This window comes from Variovorax ureilyticus (assembly GCF_037889935.1).
GTDB lineage: Bacteria > Pseudomonadota > Gammaproteobacteria > Burkholderiales > Burkholderiaceae_C > Variovorax > Variovorax ureilyticus.
Genome location: NZ_JBBKZU010000009.1, coordinates 229,240 through 245,114, shown reverse-complemented (window position 1 = coordinate 245,114; position 15,875 = coordinate 229,240). Strand labels below are relative to the sequence as shown.

Genomic DNA, 15,875 nt, shown 5'->3' with positions numbered 1-15,875 from the left:
GGCGGGATCGCGCCGACGGCGTACTCTGCTCCGCGAATGTCCCCCGCCCTTCGGGCTCCTCCTTTATTTCGCTACGCAGAGCACACCATCGGCGCGATCCGTCACGGCCGTGGTTGATCGGCCGGCACCACGCAGCGTTTCCCGTGGCGAGGATGCCGGGTGGTCCCCGCAGCGAAATAAAGGAGGAGGCGAAGCCGGGGGACATTCGCGGAGGGGACCACCCTGCGTCCTCGCCACGCGCCCCGAACGCATCACCTGCCTTTCAAACATGGCAAAGAACACCCCGCCTCAAGGACCACTGACATGTCGGGCTTCACTCTCCCGAGCCTCTCGCTGCTGTCCCAGTCGATCCTCTCGGGCATCTTCGTCGGTGCGCTGTACGGCTTGATGGGGCTCGGCCTCAGCCTGAGCTGGGGCCTGCTGCGTCTCATCAACCTCGCGCACTTCGCGTTCGCGTTCCTCGCCGCCTATCTCTGCTACCAGTTGGCGACGATGGGCATGGACCCGCTGCTGACGCTCACGGTGATCGTGCCGGTCTTCTTCGTGCTCGGCGCGGGATTGCACTGGGTGATGGCGCGCTTCGCGGTAACGCCCTTCAACTCGCTGCTGCTGACCTTCGGGCTCATGGGCATCGTCGAGAGCATCATCCAGTCGATCTGGACCGCCGACTTCCGCAAGCTCGAATCGAGCTACGCGCAGCAGAAGTTCAAGATCGGCGAACTGTTCGTGCCGGTGCCGGAGCTCATCACGCTGCTGCTCGCGATCGGCATCGCCTTTGCCGTGTGGGGCGCGCTTCGATTCACCGACCTTGGCAAGGCGATGCGCGCGGCCGCGCAGGATGCGCCGGTGGCGGCGGCGTTCGGCGTCAACGAGAAGGCACTCGGCCTGCTGCTGGCGGGCACCTGCTCCGCGCTCGCGAGCGTGGCCGGCGTCTGCCTCGCATTGAGCTTCACGCTCGCGCCCTCGCAGATGTACGCATGGGTCGGCGTGGTGTTCGCGGCCGTGATGCTCGGCGGGCTCGGCAGTGCGCTCGGGCCGCTCGTCGCCGGCACGCTCATCGGCGTGAGCGAAGCCGTGACGATGGCGGTGACCGCACCCTCGTGGGCCCCGATCGTCTCGTTCACGTTGCTGATCTTCGTTCTTTTGCTGCGACCAAAAACATGAGCGTACTCACACAGGCCTCGCCCACGTTGCCGGCCGCAACGGCCACGCCACGCACGGCAGGGCGGTTCATGAAGCGCACGCCGCTCGCCATCCTCGCGGCCGGCGCCCTGCTCGCCTTCGTGCCGCACCTGGGCCTGCCGGCGTTCTACGACTCGCTGCTCTACCTCGCGCTGCACTGGGTGGTGCTCGCGACCTCGTGGAACATCCTGTCGGGCTACTCGGGCTACTTCTCCTTCGGCCACGGCGCGTTCTTCGGCACCGGCATCTACACGAGCGCCAACCTCATGGCGCGCTACGACTGGCCCTTCCTGTGGACGCTGCCCGTCGCGGCGCTGATGGCGGCACTCATCGGCGTGGCGCTCGGCGCGATCGTGTTCCGAGTGAAGGGCGTTCGCGGCGAGCTGTTCGCACTGCTGACGCTCGCGATCACGCTGGTCATCGGCACCATCGTGGTCAACACGCCGCTCGACGGCGGCTCCGGCGTGCCGCTATCCGGCGTGCCGGTTCCGAAGATCGGGCCGACGCAGTCGTCCACCTTCTACCTTCTCGCGCTCGCTGCCGCGGTCGTCACGCTGCTGATCGCCTGGGGCATCCAGGTGTCGAAGTTCGGCGCCGGCCTGTTCGCGATCCACGACGACGAAGACGCCGCCGAAGTGATGGGCGTGCCGACCTACCGCTACAAGCTCTACGCGCTCGCGATCTCGTGCGCGCTGGCGGGCGTCGCGGGCGGCATCCACGCGCTCTTCCTCTCGTACGTGACCGCGGGCGAGGTCTTCACGATCACGGTGCCCCTCACGGTGGTGCTGATGAGCGTGCTCGGCGGTACGCGCCACTGGGCCGGGCCCGCCATCGGCGCGGTCGCGATCACCGGGCTGCTCTACAGCTTCACCGCGGCGGACCATGCGGTTGCGGGCAAGGCGCTGATCGGCGTGATCCTGATCGCGGCGATCCTGTTCATGCCCGACGGCATCCTGGAGCGCTTCCGCCGGCATCGCCGGCCCGCGCCGTCGCCCTCGCCGGTCGCGACGCCGAGCGCGATCCAGCCGCCAGAGGTTCCCGCCCGCGCTGCACCGGTCGCGTCGCAAGGCGAGCCACTGCTGCGCGTGCGCGGCCTCGCCAAGTCCTTCAAGGGCGTGCGCGCGCTGGCCGGTGTCGACGTCGACGTGCGGCAGGGCGAGATCCTCGGCCTGCTGGGGCCGAACGGCTCGGGCAAGTCGACCTTCATCAACGTCGTCAGCGGCCACTACACGCCCAGCGGCGGCACGATCGCGTTTGAAGGCCGCCCGCTCGACGGCCTGCCCGCGCACCGCATCGCGGGCAGCGGCATCGCGCGCACCTACCAGATTCCCCGCCCCTTCGCGCACCTGAGCGTGCTGCAGAACGTCGCGATCGCGACGATGTTCGGCGGGGCGATCCGCGATCCGGACACGGCGCGCCGGCAGGCGATGACCTGGCTCGAATTCACCGGCCTGCAGGACAAGGCCGATGCGCGGCCCGACGACCTCAACCTGCACCAGCGCAAGTTTCTCGAACTCGCGCGCGCCCTCGCCTCGCGACCCCGGCTGGTGCTGCTCGACGAGGTGCTGTGCGGCCTCACGCCGAGCGAGATCGACGATGCAGTGGCACTCATCCGCCGCATCCGCGACCAAGGCTCGACCATCGTCTTCGTCGAACACGTGATGCGCGCGGTCATGGCACTGACCGATCGCATCGTCGTTTTCAACCGTGGCGAGCTCTTGGCCGAAGGCCCCGCGGCCGAGGTCATGCGCCGGCCCGAAGTGATGACCGCCTACCTTGGGAAAGCCCATGCTTGAACTGCGCGATCTGCAAGTGGCTTACGGCGCCGCACCGGCACTTTGGGACGTGTCGCTCGATGTTCGGCCGGGCGAATTGCTGTGCGTGGTCGGTCCCAACGGCGCGGGCAAGACCACGCTGATCAACACCATCGCGGGCATGCTGCGCGCCCGGGGCGGCAGCATCCGCTTCGAAGGGCAGGACATCACGCGCCTGCCGCCGCACCGCTTCTGCGAGGCCGGCATCGCGCTGGTGCCCGAAGGGCGGCGGCTCTTCACCGGCATGAGCGTGCTGGAGAACCTCGAACTGGGCAGCTACCTGCCGCGCGCGAAGTCGCAGCGGCGGCAGATGCTCGAGGAGGTGATCGCGCTGTTCCCGGTGATCCGCGAAAAGCTCGCGAGCCCGGCCGGCGAACTCTCGGGAGGCCAGCAGCAGATGGTGGCGATCGCTCGCGCGCTGATGGCGCGGCCGAGCCTCCTGCTGCTCGACGAGCCGTCGCTCGGCCTGTCGCCGCTCATCGTGCACGACATGTTCGCGGCGATCCGGCACATCAATGGCGGCGGCATGGCGGTGCTGCTGGTGGAGCAGAACGTGACCATGGCGATGGATGTATCGCATCGCGCCTATGTGCTCGAGGAAGGCCGCGTCGTGGCCGAGGGTGCGCCGGATGATCTGCTGGCGCGCCCCGAGATCCAGCGTGCCTACCTGGGCGTCTGACATTCACCCGAAGGAAAACCCATGCTCTTCCCCACGACCATCGTCGGCAGCTTTCCGCAGCCCGAGTGGCTGATCGACCGCGCGAAGCTCGCGGGCCGCTTTCCGCCGCGGGTGCGGGCACGCGAGCTGTGGCGCATCGCGCCGGAGTTCCTCGAAGAGGCGCAGAACGACGCCACAGTGATGGCGATCCGTGCACAGGAAGAAGCGGGCCTGGACATCGTGAGCGACGGCGAGATCCGCCGCGAGAGCTATTCCAATCGCTTCGCGACCGCGCTCGACGGGGTGGATCTCGACAATCCCGGCAGCGCACTGGATCGCTCCGGCCATCCGAACCCGGTGCCGCGCATCGTCGGCAGGATCGTGCGGCGGCATGCGGTGGAGGTGGACGACCTCAGGTTCCTGCGCGCGCACACCGACCGGCAGGTCAAGATCACGGTTCCCGGCCCCTTCACCATGCTCCAGCAGGCGCAGAACGACTTCTACGCGAGCGAGGAGGAAGCGGCGATGGACTATGCCGCCGCGGTCAACGCCGAGATCCGAGATCTCTTCGCGGCCGGCGCGGACGTGGTGCAGATCGACGAGCCCTACATGCAGGCACGACCCGAGAAGGCGCGGCAGTATGGACTCAATGCGCTCAACCGCGCGCTCGAAGGGATCACCGGCACCACCGCCGTGCACATCTGCTTCGGCTACGCGGCGATCATCCATCAGCGGCCGAGCGGCTATTCATTCCTGCCCGAGCTTGCGCAATGCAGCTGCAAGCAGGTGTCGATCGAGACGGCGCAATCGAATCTCGACTGCTCGGTGCTCAGGCAGCTCGAAGGCAAGCGCGTGATGGTCGGTTGCATCGACCTGTCGGACCCGGTGGTCGAATCGCCCGAGAAGATCGCGGGGCGCATCCGCCGCGCGCTGCCCTACATCGCGCCCGAGAACGTGATCCTCGCGCCCGACTGCGGCATGAAGTATTTGCCGCGCGATTCGGCCATCGGCAAACTGCGCGCGATGGTCGCGGCGGCGAAGATGCTTCGCGAGGAATATGCGCAGCGTGCGCTGCCGGCGTGAGCCGGCAGCGCCCTCCCTGACCGGATCATTCGAACGCCACCCCGGCCGGGACCGTTCGGCTTGCCGCGACGCTACCGTCGCGGCCCGACTCCCTGTGTGACAGCGCGCCGCTGGCGGGGTGCTTCGACGACACGCGCTTGCCGATCGGTTTGGCTTCGGCCTCTGAGCGGGTCGGGCCGCCGGGGTCGTCGGCGAAGGCCACGCCCGTGCGAGCCATGCCGATCATCACCAGCAGCATCGAGATCGCGAAGAAGAGGTCACGCGGGTTCATGGTGTCTGCCTTCCCTGTGCGCGGCGCGACGGATCGGCGCCATGGGCCAATGTAGGCAGACGCCCGGCTCACGACGAGTGACCAGTTCGCCGCGTCGATGTGACGCAGGTCACTTTCCCGCCGTCAGCCCTTCCAGGCGAGCCCGCCGGTGAGGAGCTGAACCAGCCGGCCCACGCGCGTGGTGTTCACATAGCTCACCGGCGCGGGGCGCGGCAGCCCCTGCACCCGCGCGGCGGACAGCGCCACGATCTCGATCCAGCCGCCGCGCTCCACCACATGCACCTCTTCGGCATGCACCGTAGACTTGACGTTGAACACGTTGTCGCCGAACCAGGCCGGCGGCGACACCACCTGGACGCTGCCCTGCACCACACGCACCGCGAAGCCCTCGTCCACGGACACACGCAGCGCCTGGCCCGGTTGAAGGTCGGTGATTTCGGAAGATTCGCTCGTCATGAAGACACCTCATTGAGTCGGTTGGGAATGGCTTCATCGTAGGAATCGGGACGCTCGAAAAACAGGCACAGCAAAGCGGCAAACGAAGCGAAACAGATCGGGCAGGCGTCATCTGTTATGGTCCCTTTGCCTCGAATCTGCATCTGTTTTCAGGATGCGCGACGAGGGAGCATCAGCCCTCTGTATGGATTCGCCGCCGCTCTACCGCAAACTCGCCACGCATTACATCGACGCGATCGGCGCCGGCTCGCTCAAGCCGGGCGACCGGTTGCCGTCGCTGCGCAGCCTGATGCGGATGCACGACATCAGCCTGTCCACCGCGCTGCAGTTGTGCCGCGCCATGGAAAGCGAAGGCTGGGTCGAGGCGCGCGACCGTTCCGGCTATTTCGTGAAGCGTCCGCGGCGTCTTGCGATCGCGGCGATGGAAGAGCCCGCGACCCACGTCGCCCCCGACCCGGCGCAGTACGTCGGCATCCACGCGAAGGTGTCCGACTTCGTCGCGCGCAGGCGGCAGCACGAAGTGCGCATCGATTTCTCCACCGCGCGCGGTTCGCCCGAGCTGTACCCCGGCGAGGCGCTGCGCGCGATCATGATGCGCCTCTTGCGCCAGAAGCCCGCGCTGCTCACCACCGCCGCGCCGTCGCGCAGCCTCAACCCCTTGCGCGAAGCCGCCGCGCGGCGCGGCCTGCGCGTGGGCATGACCCTCTCGCCCGACGAAGTGCTGACCACGAACGGCTGCATCGAGGCGCTCAACCTCGCCCTGCGCGCGGTCGCCCAGCCCGGCGACACGGTCGCGGTCGAATCGCCGACCTTCTACGGCCTGCTGCAAGTGCTCGAAAGCCTCGGCATGCGCGCGCTGGAAATCCCGACCAGCCCGCAGACCGGCCTGTCGATCGAGGCGCTGGAGATGGCGCTCGACGCCTACGACAACATCAAGGCGGTCGTCACCGTGCCGCACCTGCAGAACCCGCTCGGCAGCGTGATGCCCGATGCGCACAAGGAGCGCCTCGTCGCGCTGTGCGAGCAGCACGACGTCGCCCTCATCGAGGACGACACCTACAGCGAACTGCTCGACATGGACACACCGCCGCGCGCGATCAAGTCATGGGATCGCACCGGCAACGTGATCCACTGCGCCTCGCTGCACAAGATCCTCGCGCCCGGCCTGCGCCTGGGCTGGATCTCGGCCGGTCGCTGGCACAGCCGGGTGGAGATGCTCAAGTACACCCAGACGCGCAGCAACGAAGAGCTGTCGCAATGGGCCGCCGGCGAGTACATGAACACCGGCGCCTTCGACCGCCACCTGCGCCGCCTGCGCGATCACCTGCGGCAGCAGCGCGAGCAGGCCGCCGACGCGATCGCGGCGCACTTCCCGTCCGGCACGCGGCTCAACTATCCGCCGGGCGGCCTGCAGCTGTGGGTGGAACTGCCCGATCACCTGCCGTCGATGACCGTCTTCGACCTCGCGCTGCGCGAGAACATCTTCATCGCGCCCGGCACGTTGTTCTCGAACTCGTCACGCTTCGACCACTACCTGCGCCTGAACTGCGGATGGCCGATCACCGAGACGATCGAAGCTGGCCTGCGCCGCTTGGGCGAGATCGCGAGCGAATGCGCGGCGTTGCAGCGAAAGGCGGCGTGAGCGGCGACAGGAAAGGCGCTGTATGCGCATGCAGTAGTCCGTCCCGCCTACAACTTCAGGGCACTTCTCACATTTGGCAACAGTCCTACACTGGGTCGCAGAGAATGAATACCTAATTCGTACATTCATTCATGGATCAAGGGGGTTGCCATGGAAATGTTCAACGACGACGCGGCCCGGCTCCGGGCAGAGGCAACGAAGGCAGACGCACTGGCCCGCCGGGCGAAGCGGGCAGCCGACGAGGCATTCAGGGTGTTTCTGAAGGAGGACGGCGCCGTCGCGCCCGATCAGGCCATCGAAACCGCGAAGGCCAGCGCGCGGGCCGCGCAGGAAGCGTGGCGCAACTACGTACGGCATGTCGCGCTGAACGGCGGGCATCTGCACAACTGCTGACGCCGCTGGCCCCGGCGCGGGACTAGACCTCGTCGAGGTAGCCGCGCGCCAGTGCATCGGCCGGGTTCTCGAAGATCGCCATGGCGGTCTTCATCCGAACGAAGCCAAAGCGCCGATAGAACGGCTCCTTGCCCGGAACGGCGTAGAGGATGATCTTCTTGTGTCCGCGCGACAGGTCGACCAGCCTCGCCACGATCTTCTTGCCGAGGCCAGTGCCCTGGTGGCTCGGCAGGACGGCAACGTCGCAGATGTACGAGCAGTCCACGCCGTCCGCCAGCGCCCTGCCCGCACCGACGAGGCGGCCCGCGTCGTATGCGAGGCAGCGGTACATGCTGTTGGAGAAGGCGGTCCTCAGCGTCGCCGGGCTCTTGTTGCCGAGCGGCGCGGCCCGATAGAGGGCGGTGAGTTCGTCCCAGTCGAGATCGTCGATGGCATCGGACCAGCGGACGGTGTCTGGCACCACGAGCATCTCCCGGATCAATCCACGAGCGCCAGCGCGCCGTAGTCGCCCACCTTGTCGCCGAGCCCGGCCGGCACCAGCAGCGCCCCGCGCGTGAGCGCTTCGAGCTTGCCGTCGATCTGCGCCTGCAGGCGCGGCAGCAGGAAGTCGCGGTTGTTCCAGAACACGCTGCCGCCGAGGCTGATGCGCTCCAGGTCGAGCGTCGCAACGAGGTTGAAGAGCATGCGGCCCATGACGCGGCACAGCGCGTCGGTGGTCGCCAGCGCCTGCGGTTCGCCGCGCGCCGCCGCCGCGAAGAGATCGGGGGCCGGTTGCCCGAAGCGCCGCGCGATGCCGTTGCCCGCCGCAAGCGCCTCGACGTCGCCGCGGTTGCCGCAGCCGCACAGCGCGTCGTTGTCGTCGTCCGACACGAAGCTGTGGCCCGCATGCCCGGCGTTGCCGTTCTTTCCGTGCAGCACATGCCCGTCCACGCAGAGGCCGACGCCCACGCCGGTGCTCCAGGTGACGTAGGCGCAATGGTCGAGGCCCTGGAGCGCGCCCCAGCGGCGCTCGGCTTCGAGTGCGGCGACCGCATCGTTCTCGACGCGCACCTGCGCGAAGCGATTGCGCAAAGGGGCTTCGAGCAACGCGGTCATCCATGCATTGGGCAATCCGCGCGCCGGGCCGGCGATGCCGCCGCAGATGTTCGGCGTGGCGAGTTCCACCATGCCGCCATGCAGTTCGAAGGGGCCCGCGGACGAGACGCCGACGCGATCGATGGTGCCGGCGTCGATGCCTTGCTCGGCGCAGATTTCGTCGATGAGGCGAATGATCTGCACCGCGACGGCATCGTTGTCGCCGGTCTTGGCGGTCGGCTCGCTGCGGCGGCCAATGAGGGAGGAGGTGCCGTTCGCGGCCAGGCTCACCGCCACCTTGGTTCCGCCGAGGTCGACGCAGGCTTTCACGAGTGCCCCCGATCTCGGCACTTCGTGTCCTCGCCGCCCCCCGAGGGGGTGCGAGCTTGCTTGGGGCGGCCCTGCGCTGCGCTCATCGATTCAAATCCATCGCGCGACCAGGGCCGCGATCATGCTGAGAACCACCGTGCTGGCGATCGGCAGATGCCAGTCGCGCCCGAACGCACGGAACTCGAAATCGCCGGGCAGGCGCCCGAATCCGAAACGCCGCAGCCACTCGGTCAGCCCGCTCATCAGAACGAGCGCGAGGACGACGACGATCAGCCAGCGAATCATCGTTGCAGTTTAGGCCGCGAGAAGCGCGAGTGCCTGTCGGTGAAGTTCGCGCGTTGCGGCGGCAACCACGCGGCCGTCGGACTTCAGGCCGAGGGGTTGGCCTTCCCAGTCGGTGACGATGCCGCCCGCGGCCTCGATGAGGCCGGTGGGGCCGAGGTAGTCGTAGGGCTGCAGGCCGGTCTCGACCACCAGATCGATCGTGCCGCCGGCGAGCTGCGCATAGCCGTAGCAGTCGCCGCCGAAGCGCCGCATCCCGCACTTGCGGCTCAGGCGGTCGAAGGCCTGCCAGTCGGCAGCATTGAAGATGTCCGGCGACGTGGTGACGATTCGGGCGTCGGCGATGGCGGTGCAGTCGCGCACGCGCACCGCCTGGCCGTTGCGCTGCGCACCGGTGCCCGGCTGGCCGATCCAGCGTTCGCCGAGAACCGGCATGTCGACCATGCCGAGCTCGACCCGGCCGCCGCGCACCAGCGCGATCAGCGTCCCCCACAGCGGCGAACCGGTGATGAAGCTGCGCGTACCGTCGATCGGGTCGAGCACCCAGACGCGCTCGGCCTCGACCCGCTCCAGTCCATGCTCCTCGCCGAAGATGCCGTCGGCCCGCCGCTCTCCGGCGAGGATGTCGCGCATCGCCTGCTCGGCTTCGCGATCGGCCCGGGTGACGGGGCTTTCGTCGGCCTTGGCGATGATGTCGAGCGGCGTGCGGAACAGGCGCATCGAATGCGCGGCCGCCGCGTCCGCAAGTGCGTGGGCGACGCGCAGGTCGTCTTCGGGCGTGAAGGTGGAACTCATGGGCTCTGCGGCAGAGGAAAAGCCCGATTAGACCCGAGCCGGAAGGCCCCCGAGGCTCAGCAGCTCAGAACGGCGTATCGCCCTGGATCGTGGTGCGATAAAGCTTGCGGCGCAGATGGTCCGGCGTTCCGGCGGCCAGGTGCATGAGCGAGCGGTTGTCCCAGAAGACGAGGTCGTGCGGCGCCCAGGTGTGGCGATAGACGAACTCGGGCTTCACGCTGTGCGCGAAGAGTTCGGCCAGCAGCGCGTCGCTCTCGTCCTGGGGCAGGCCGACGATGCGCGTCGTGAAATGCTCGCTGACGAAGAGCGCCTTGCGGCCGGTTTCCGGGTGCGTGCGCACCACCGGCTGAACGGCGGGCGTCACCTGGTCGATCTGGGCCTGCGAGAGCTTGGGGCGCCACGGGTTCTTCGCGCGCAGCTCTTCGTACTTGGCGAGGTAGCTGTGCTCGGCCGCGAGCGGAAGAATGCGCTGCTGCAGCGCCGGGTCGAGCGCCTCCCAGGCCAGGTGCTGGTCGGCGAAGAGCGTGTCGCCGCCTTCGCTCGGCAGTTCCTGCGCATGCAGCAGCGAGCCGAGGCTGGGCTTTTCCTTGTACGAGATGTCGGAATGCCAGTAGACGCCCGCATCGCCGAGACCGATGGGTTCGCCGTTCTCCTTGATGTTGGAGACGATCAGGATCTCCGGGTGGCCCGGGAGATGGAACTGGTGCAGCACATGGATTTCGAGCGGCCCGAAACGGCGGCTGAACGCGACGTGGTCCGCCGGCGAAACCTGCTGGTCGCGGAAAACCAGTACGTGGTGGTCGAGGTGCGCGCGGTGGATGCGCGCGAAATCGGCCTCGTTGATGGGCCTCCCGATGTCGAGCCCGACGACTTCGGCACCGACAGGTGCGGCGAAGCGGCGAATCTCGAACTGTTGTGGCGGGGCGGCGCGGGTGGCGGATTCAGGAGCGATCGAGGCAGTCATCTCGATCACTTTAGGGCGCGCACCATGGATTTCCAACCATTCGTTGGTTGCTAACTTATGTGCTTCACGCCAACTTAGAGGGTGTGGCTGCGGTCGCCCTCGGCGAAGCCGATGGCATCCCATGGCTCGCCCGCCGCGAAGCCGACGACCTTGAACAGCTCGCCCATCTCGTGCTCATGGATGAGCCGCGCCGCCATGCTGCGCTCGGCAAGCGTGGCCTGCTCCATCATCGGCAGGATGCCCGCGTTGAGCAGGAACCTCGCCTGGTTGCAGTAGCCCAGTACGTCGAGCCCGGCGTCCTGCCCCGCGAGCGCGATGCCGGTGAAGTTGACGTGGGCGGTGATGTCCTTTTCGCCGACATGCGACAGCGGATCGCCGTCGGCCTCGTGGCCGCGATGGCACATCACGGTGCCCATGTGGCGCTGCGGGTGGTAGTACTCCGATTCCGGAAAGCCGTAGTCGAAGAAGAAGGCGGCGCCGCGCTTCAGACGGTCGGCCAGCGTGGCGATGAAGGCCTCTGCCTGCGGGTGGATTTCGGTGAGGTAATCGTGCTGGCCTTCGATCTCGACCGGCGGGAGCAGGTCGGTCGGGCGATCGCTCCACGCAAAGCCGTCGCCCTGCGCGACCACGCCGCGCTCGAACCACTGGCCGCCCGAGCGCGCCAGCACTTGCACCGGCATCGCATCGAGCACTTCATTGCCGACGACCACCCCGTTCATGGATTCGGGCAGTTCGCCGAGCCATTCGACCTTGGCGGCATGCTTCGCCAGCGTCTGCTGCTGGCGTTCGCGCAGGGTGCCGGAGAGGTCGACGATGCGGTAGCGGACCACACGCCCGCCAAGCGCATCGAGCAGTTGCAGCGCGAGCGCCCCGGAGCCGGCGCCGAATTCCCAGATTTCGTCGGTGCCGGTCTTGTCGAGCGCTTCGGCGACCTGCACTGCGAGCGCGCGGCCGAACAGCGGCGTCAGCTCGGGCGCCGTGACGAAGTCGCTGCCCGACGACGGCATGCGGCCGAACTTGCGGCTCGCGTTGGCGTAGTAGCCCAGTCCGGGTGCGTACAAAGCCAGTGCCATGAAGCGGTCGAAAGGCAGCCAACCGCCGTCGCGTTGCAGCGCGGCATCGATAATCCGGGTCAACGGGTTGGCGCGGTGCGCGCCTTGCTCCAGGTTCATACAGGAAATCTATCAGGATGGCTCCAACGTCCCCACGCCAGGGCGTGCTCGTGACCGGCGGCGGCCGGAGGCTGGGCGCCGCGGTCTGCGAAGCCTTCGCGCGCGCGGGCTGGCGGGTCTGGTGCCAGTACCGCGCATCGCGCGAACAGGCGCTCGCATTGTGCGCGCGGCTGCAGGGCGAAGGGCACGACGCCACCGCGGTCGAGGCCGACATCGCCGCCGAGGAAAGCCGGCAGGCGCTGATCGCACGGATCGCCGCCAGCGGCCCGTTGGCATGCATCGTGAACAACGCTTCGGCGTTCGAGCCGGACACCGCGCTCGACTTCGATGCCGATGCCGCCCTGCGCCAGATCGGCGTGAACCTCGTGGCGCCGCTGTCGTTCGCGCGGCTGCTGGCGAAAACCGCCACGGCTGGCGACGGCATCGATCGCTCGACGATCCATGTGCTCGACCAGAAGGTCTACAACCTGAACCCGGACTATTTCTCCTACACGGTGTCCAAGCTCGCGCTGGAGCGCGCCGTCGCCCTGCAGGCGCAGGCGCTCGCGCCGGCGGTGCGCATCTGCGGCGTCGCACCGGGCATCCTGTATCCGAGCGGGCCGCAGAACGAGGCGAACTTCGCCAAGGCCTCGCGCGCCAACCTGCTGCGCCGGCCGATCGATCCGGCCGACGTGGCCCGCGCCTGTGTCTTCCTCGCCGAGACGCCCAGCGTGACCGGCACCACCCTCTGCGTCGACAACGGCCAGCACCTCGTGCCGCTGCCGCGCGACATCATGTTCGTTGTAGATGAACTTCTGACTCCCCCAGCCTCGCCCACTTCGTGTGGCTCTGCTCCCCCTCAAGGAGGCGCACCCCTGCGGCCCGGCGAAGCCGGTTCCGCGGGTGCCCTGGACTGAAACCATGAATACCATCGATCCTCTGCTGACCACCTGCCGACGCGTATTCCTGCGCAACTACGAGGTGTGGATCAACATCGGCGTGCACGAATTCGAGAAGCGCGCGGAACAACGCGTGATCATCAATGTCGACCTCTACGTGCCGCTGGACCTGTCGACGCCCGTGGCGGACGACCTCGACGAAGTGGTGGACTACGACTTCATCCGCCGCACCGTCGCCACGCGCCTGAGCAAGGGGCACATCCACTTGCAGGAAACGCTGTGCGACGACATCCTGACGCAGGTGCTGACCCACCCCAAGGTGCAGGCCGCGCGCGTCTCGACCGCCAAACCCGACGTCTACCCCGACTGCGATGCCGTCGGGGTCGAAGTATTCAGGAGCAAATGAATGAGCGCCGTATGGATCGACGAACAGCCTTCGTCCACCAACACCCTGAAGATCGAACGCGAGACGCACAAGCTCGAAAAGCGCCTGTGCCGCGAAGTGGGCCGCGCGATCTTCGACTACAACATGATCGAGGCGGGTGACAAGGTCATGGTGTGCCTCTCGGGCGGCAAGGACAGCTACGGGATGCTGGACATCCTGCTCAAGCTGCGCGCCCGCGCGCCGATCCACTTCGACATCGTGGCCGTGAATCTCGACCAGAAGCAGCCCGGGTTCCCCGAAGAGGTGCTGCCGACCTACCTGACCTCGCTGGGCATCCCGTTCCACATCGAGGAGCAGGACACCTACTCGATCGTCAAGCGCGTGATCCCCGAGGGCAAGACCACCTGCGGGCTGTGCAGCCGGCTGCGCCGGGGCATCCTCTACCGCGTGGCGGACGAACTCGGCGCGACCAAGGTGGCGCTGGGCCATCACCGTGACGACATGCTGCAGACCTTCTTCCTCAACATGTTCTTCGGCGGCAAGCTCAAGTCGATGCCGCCCAAGCTGGTGAGCGACGACGGCAAGCATGTGGTGATCCGCCCGCTCGCCTACGTGCCCGAAAAGGACCTGGTGCGCTGGGCGCAGCACCGGCAGTTCCCGATCATCCCGTGCACGCTCTGCGGCAGCCAGGAGAACCTGCAGCGCAAGCAGGTCGGCGAGATGCTGCGCGAATGGGAGCGCAAGCACCCGGGCCGCCTCGAGAACATGTTCAACGCGCTGCAGAACGTGGTGCCTTCGCATCTGCACGACGGAACGCTGCATGACTTCAAGGGCCTGAAGGCAACGGGCGTGCCGGACGAGGAAGGCGACAAGGCCTTCGACGCGCCCGAATTCCCGGCGGCGCCGTCGCCGCTCGCCATCGTGCAGATCTGATCCACGTGAGATCGCTGCTGGCCGTCCTCGCTCTCACCGTGGGCCTCACGGGCTGTGCGACGCGCTGGGTGGTCGACAGCGACGTGCGGACCTTCTCCGAAATCGGGACGGTGCCGGCCGATGCGACCTATCGCTTCGAGCGCCTGCCGTCCCAGCAGAACGACGAGGCCGCGCAGCTCCAGCTCGAAGCGATGGCCGGCCCGGCGCTCGAAGCCGTGGGGCTTCGACGTGACGATGCATCGCCGCACTACACCGCGCAGATCGGCGCACGCGTGACATCGGAACTCTCGCCATGGGTCGACCCGTGGTACGGCAGCCCCTGGTGGGGCCCCGGCCCGTGGGGAGGCCCGGGACCGTGGGGCCCCTACCGGGGCGGTGCGTGGGGCTATGGCCGCGGCTGGTACGGGCCGGGCTGGTGGGGCCCGCCGCCGGCCTACAACCCCTGGTACTCCCGCGAAGTGAGCATCGTGCTGCGCGAACTGCCCTCGAACCGGGTGGTCTACGAGACGCGGGCGCGCAACGACGGTCCGTACAACGACAGCAGTGCGGTCCTGCCCGTGATGTTCCAGGCGGCGCTCCAGGGCTTTCCGAACCCGCCCAAGGGCGATCGGCGCGTGGACCTCGAAATTCCGACGGCTCGTCATTGAGACCCCCTCCGACAGCGCCGGCTTAGGGGCTCCACCTAGAATTTCGCAGATGGAGTCCACCCGCGTCATCGCAGTCCGCCACGGCGAAACCGCCTGGAACGTCGACACCCGCATCCAGGGACAGCTGGACATCGAACTCAACGACACCGGCCTCTGGCAGGCGCGTCGCGTCGCGAAGGCGCTTCTGGAAGAGCCCATTTCGGCGATCTACGCCAGCGATCTCGCCCGTGCATGGCAGACGGCCAAGGAAATCGGGGAATTGCGAGGGCTCGAAGTGGCCACGGATCCGGGCCTGCGCGAACGGGCCTTCGGCCACTTCGAAGGCCGGACCTTTGCGGACATCGACGAGGCGCTGCCGATCCAGGCGCGCCGCTGGCGCACCCGTGATCCCGAGTTCGCCCCGGAAGGCGGAGAGTCACTGCTTACTTTTCAGGAACGCATTACCAGCACCGCGGCCCGGATCGCGGCCCGTCATCCGGGCGAGCTGGTCTTGATGGTCGCCCATGGCGGCGTGATGGATGTCCTCTACCGCGCCGCCACCCGCCAGGGACTGCAGGCTCCGCGCACCTGGGCGCTGGGCAATGCGGCGATCAATCGCCTGCTCTGGACGCCTCAGGGTTTCACCCTGGTCGGCTGGGCGGACACCCGCCATCTCAGCGACGACGTGCTCGACGAAACCACCGCGTGAGCCGTGCGACCGCAGAGTCGCAAAAACAATACTTTTCTATGCATTTTTCATCGGTCGTCATCGATTGATGTCAGCTTTCGTATTCATTTCTGGTTAACATGGACACAATCGTGACCGGATGCAACTTCTGTCAATGCAGACAAGGCAACGAGTTGCATCGAATGTTGCAGACCACCAGAACGACATAGGCTGGACAGCATGGCTTTTGGAAGGTGGCGCAAAGGTCTT

19 protein-coding genes are annotated in these 15,875 nt (G+C 67.4%); 11 read left to right on the top strand and 8 right to left on the bottom strand.

Annotation, left to right across the window (positions count from 1 at the left end; genetic code table 11):
• The first annotated feature begins 303 nt into the window (after nucleotides 1-303).
• The 4 genes from WKW77_RS21325 to WKW77_RS21310 are packed head-to-tail and all read left to right on the top strand — an operon-like array spanning nucleotide 304 to nucleotide 4,737.
• Nucleotides 304-1,164: a branched-chain amino acid ABC transporter permease gene (locus tag WKW77_RS21325; RefSeq protein WP_340358880.1), complete on the top strand. Its 861-nt coding sequence runs from the start codon at nucleotides 304-306 to the stop codon at nucleotides 1,162-1,164.
• Nucleotides 1,161-2,978, top strand: a complete 1,818-nt coding sequence (locus WKW77_RS21320) for a branched-chain amino acid ABC transporter ATP-binding protein/permease (protein WP_340358879.1) — start codon at nucleotides 1,161-1,163, stop codon at nucleotides 2,976-2,978. The genes WKW77_RS21325 and WKW77_RS21320 overlap by 4 nt, the downstream gene beginning before the upstream one ends.
• Complete coding sequence (locus WKW77_RS21315) at nucleotides 2,971-3,675, top strand: ABC transporter ATP-binding protein (RefSeq protein ID WP_340358878.1); 705 nt, start codon at nucleotides 2,971-2,973, stop codon at nucleotides 3,673-3,675. The genes WKW77_RS21320 and WKW77_RS21315 overlap by 8 nt, the downstream gene beginning before the upstream one ends.
• Before the next feature lie 21 nt (nucleotides 3,676-3,696).
• Nucleotides 3,697-4,737 (top strand): uroporphyrinogen decarboxylase family protein, encoded by a 1,041-nt coding sequence (locus WKW77_RS21310; protein ID WP_340358877.1) that lies wholly within the window; start codon nucleotides 3,697-3,699, stop codon nucleotides 4,735-4,737.
• A gap of 25 nt (nucleotides 4,738-4,762) precedes the next feature.
• On the opposite strand, the gene WKW77_RS21305 is transcribed toward WKW77_RS21310, so the two are convergent.
• Together WKW77_RS21305 and WKW77_RS21300 are read right to left on the bottom strand one after the other, a co-directional pair.
• Nucleotides 4,763-5,008 (bottom strand): hypothetical protein, encoded by a 246-nt coding sequence (locus WKW77_RS21305; protein WP_340358876.1) that lies wholly within the window; start codon nucleotides 5,006-5,008, stop codon nucleotides 4,763-4,765.
• 123 nt (nucleotides 5,009-5,131) lie between these two features.
• A complete protein-coding gene (locus tag WKW77_RS21300; RefSeq protein ID WP_340358875.1) occupies nucleotides 5,132-5,464 on the bottom strand; it encodes a hypothetical protein in 333 nt (110 codons plus the stop codon).
• A gap of 184 nt (nucleotides 5,465-5,648) precedes the next feature.
• On the opposite strand from WKW77_RS21300, the gene WKW77_RS21295 reads away from it, so the two are divergent.
• Nucleotides 5,649-7,106: an aminotransferase-like domain-containing protein gene (locus tag WKW77_RS21295; RefSeq protein ID WP_340358874.1), complete on the top strand. Its 1,458-nt coding sequence runs from the start codon at nucleotides 5,649-5,651 to the stop codon at nucleotides 7,104-7,106.
• A gap of 150 nt (nucleotides 7,107-7,256) precedes the next feature.
• Entirely contained in the window at nucleotides 7,257-7,499 is a 243-nt protein-coding gene (locus tag WKW77_RS21290; RefSeq protein WP_340358873.1) for a hypothetical protein, read from the top strand.
• Nucleotides 7,500-7,521: 22 nt separating this feature from the next.
• On the opposite strand, the gene WKW77_RS21285 is transcribed toward WKW77_RS21290, so the two are convergent.
• The 6 genes from WKW77_RS21285 to WKW77_RS21260 all read right to left on the bottom strand — a co-directional run bounded on the left by WKW77_RS21285 (nucleotide 7,522) and on the right by WKW77_RS21260 (nucleotide 12,116).
• The gene (locus WKW77_RS21285) at nucleotides 7,522-7,959 is read right to left on the bottom strand and encodes a GNAT family N-acetyltransferase (RefSeq protein ID WP_340358872.1); all 438 of its coding nucleotides are present in this window, start codon (nucleotides 7,957-7,959) and stop codon (nucleotides 7,522-7,524) included.
• A gap of 17 nt (nucleotides 7,960-7,976) precedes the next feature.
• Entirely contained in the window at nucleotides 7,977-8,903 is a 927-nt protein-coding gene (locus WKW77_RS21280; RefSeq protein WP_340358871.1) for an ROK family protein, read from the bottom strand.
• Nucleotides 8,904-8,993: 90 nt separating this feature from the next.
• Nucleotides 8,994-9,188, bottom strand: a complete 195-nt coding sequence (locus WKW77_RS21275) for a DUF2905 domain-containing protein (protein ID WP_340358870.1) — start codon at nucleotides 9,186-9,188, stop codon at nucleotides 8,994-8,996.
• 9 nt (nucleotides 9,189-9,197) lie between these two features.
• Nucleotides 9,198-9,980 carry a histidinol-phosphatase gene (hisN, locus tag WKW77_RS21270; RefSeq protein ID WP_340358869.1) on the bottom strand — a complete coding sequence of 261 codons (783 nt, stop codon included), beginning with the start codon at nucleotides 9,978-9,980 and terminating at the stop codon, nucleotides 9,198-9,200.
• 64 nt (nucleotides 9,981-10,044) lie between these two features.
• A complete protein-coding gene (locus tag WKW77_RS21265; protein WP_340358868.1) occupies nucleotides 10,045-10,944 on the bottom strand; it encodes a TauD/TfdA dioxygenase family protein in 900 nt (299 codons plus the stop codon).
• A gap of 74 nt (nucleotides 10,945-11,018) precedes the next feature.
• Nucleotides 11,019-12,116 carry a class I SAM-dependent methyltransferase gene (locus tag WKW77_RS21260; protein ID WP_340358867.1) on the bottom strand — a complete coding sequence of 366 codons (1,098 nt, stop codon included), beginning with the start codon at nucleotides 12,114-12,116 and terminating at the stop codon, nucleotides 11,019-11,021.
• A 17-nt stretch (nucleotides 12,117-12,133) separates the two neighbouring features.
• Between WKW77_RS21260 and WKW77_RS21255 the strand changes: the two genes are divergently transcribed.
• Genes WKW77_RS21255 through WKW77_RS21235 form a run of 5 tightly spaced genes read left to right on the top strand, consistent with a single transcriptional unit; the run spans nucleotide 12,134 to nucleotide 15,647 of the window.
• Entirely contained in the window at nucleotides 12,134-13,012 is an 879-nt protein-coding gene (locus tag WKW77_RS21255) for an SDR family oxidoreductase (protein WP_340358866.1), read from the top strand.
• Nucleotides 13,013-13,016: 4 nt separating this feature from the next.
• The gene (locus WKW77_RS21250; protein ID WP_340358865.1) at nucleotides 13,017-13,400 is read left to right on the top strand and encodes a dihydroneopterin aldolase; all 384 of its coding nucleotides are present in this window, start codon (nucleotides 13,017-13,019) and stop codon (nucleotides 13,398-13,400) included.
• The gene (ttcA, locus tag WKW77_RS21245) at nucleotides 13,401-14,312 is read left to right on the top strand and encodes a tRNA 2-thiocytidine(32) synthetase TtcA (RefSeq protein ID WP_340358864.1); all 912 of its coding nucleotides are present in this window, start codon (nucleotides 13,401-13,403) and stop codon (nucleotides 14,310-14,312) included. It begins immediately after the preceding gene.
• Between the two features lie 5 nt (nucleotides 14,313-14,317).
• Nucleotides 14,318-14,959, top strand: a complete 642-nt coding sequence (locus WKW77_RS21240; RefSeq protein WP_340358863.1) for a DUF4136 domain-containing protein — start codon at nucleotides 14,318-14,320, stop codon at nucleotides 14,957-14,959.
• Between the two features lie 49 nt (nucleotides 14,960-15,008).
• The gene (locus tag WKW77_RS21235) at nucleotides 15,009-15,647 is read left to right on the top strand and encodes a histidine phosphatase family protein (RefSeq protein WP_340358862.1); all 639 of its coding nucleotides are present in this window, start codon (nucleotides 15,009-15,011) and stop codon (nucleotides 15,645-15,647) included.
• Nucleotides 15,648-15,875 lie beyond the last annotated feature (228 nt).

What these genes read in the sequence shown, in the direction of transcription:
- WKW77_RS21325 (WP_340358880.1), top strand. Translation starts at nt 304, where the DNA reads ATGTCGGGCTTCACTCTCCCGAGCCTCTCGCTGCTGTCCCAGTCGATC.
- WKW77_RS21320 (WP_340358879.1), top strand. Translation starts at nt 1,161, where the DNA reads ATGAGCGTACTCACACAGGCCTCGCCCACGTTGCCGGCCGCAACGGCC.
- WKW77_RS21315 (WP_340358878.1), top strand. Translation starts at nt 2,971, where the DNA reads ATGCTTGAACTGCGCGATCTGCAAGTGGCTTACGGCGCCGCACCGGCA.
- WKW77_RS21310 (WP_340358877.1), top strand. Translation starts at nt 3,697, where the DNA reads ATGCTCTTCCCCACGACCATCGTCGGCAGCTTTCCGCAGCCCGAGTGG.
- WKW77_RS21305 (WP_340358876.1), bottom strand. Translation starts at nt 5,008, where the DNA reads ATGAACCCGCGTGACCTCTTCTTCGCGATCTCGATGCTGCTGGTGATG.
- WKW77_RS21300 (WP_340358875.1), bottom strand. Translation starts at nt 5,464, where the DNA reads ATGACGAGCGAATCTTCCGAAATCACCGACCTTCAACCGGGCCAGGCG.
- WKW77_RS21295 (WP_340358874.1), top strand. Translation starts at nt 5,649, where the DNA reads ATGGATTCGCCGCCGCTCTACCGCAAACTCGCCACGCATTACATCGAC.
- WKW77_RS21290 (WP_340358873.1), top strand. Translation starts at nt 7,257, where the DNA reads ATGGAAATGTTCAACGACGACGCGGCCCGGCTCCGGGCAGAGGCAACG.
- WKW77_RS21275 (WP_340358870.1), bottom strand. Translation starts at nt 9,188, where the DNA reads ATGATTCGCTGGCTGATCGTCGTCGTCCTCGCGCTCGTTCTGATGAGC.
- hisN (WP_340358869.1), bottom strand. Translation starts at nt 9,980, where the DNA reads ATGAGTTCCACCTTCACGCCCGAAGACGACCTGCGCGTCGCCCACGCA.
- WKW77_RS21265 (WP_340358868.1), bottom strand. Translation starts at nt 10,944, where the DNA reads ATGACTGCCTCGATCGCTCCTGAATCCGCCACCCGCGCCGCCCCGCCA.
- WKW77_RS21260 (WP_340358867.1), bottom strand. Translation starts at nt 12,116, where the DNA reads ATGAACCTGGAGCAAGGCGCGCACCGCGCCAACCCGTTGACCCGGATT.
- WKW77_RS21255 (WP_340358866.1), top strand. Translation starts at nt 12,134, where the DNA reads ATGGCTCCAACGTCCCCACGCCAGGGCGTGCTCGTGACCGGCGGCGGC.
- WKW77_RS21250 (WP_340358865.1), top strand. Translation starts at nt 13,017, where the DNA reads ATGAATACCATCGATCCTCTGCTGACCACCTGCCGACGCGTATTCCTG.
- ttcA (WP_340358864.1), top strand. Translation starts at nt 13,401, where the DNA reads ATGAGCGCCGTATGGATCGACGAACAGCCTTCGTCCACCAACACCCTG.
- WKW77_RS21235 (WP_340358862.1), top strand. Translation starts at nt 15,009, where the DNA reads ATGGAGTCCACCCGCGTCATCGCAGTCCGCCACGGCGAAACCGCCTGG.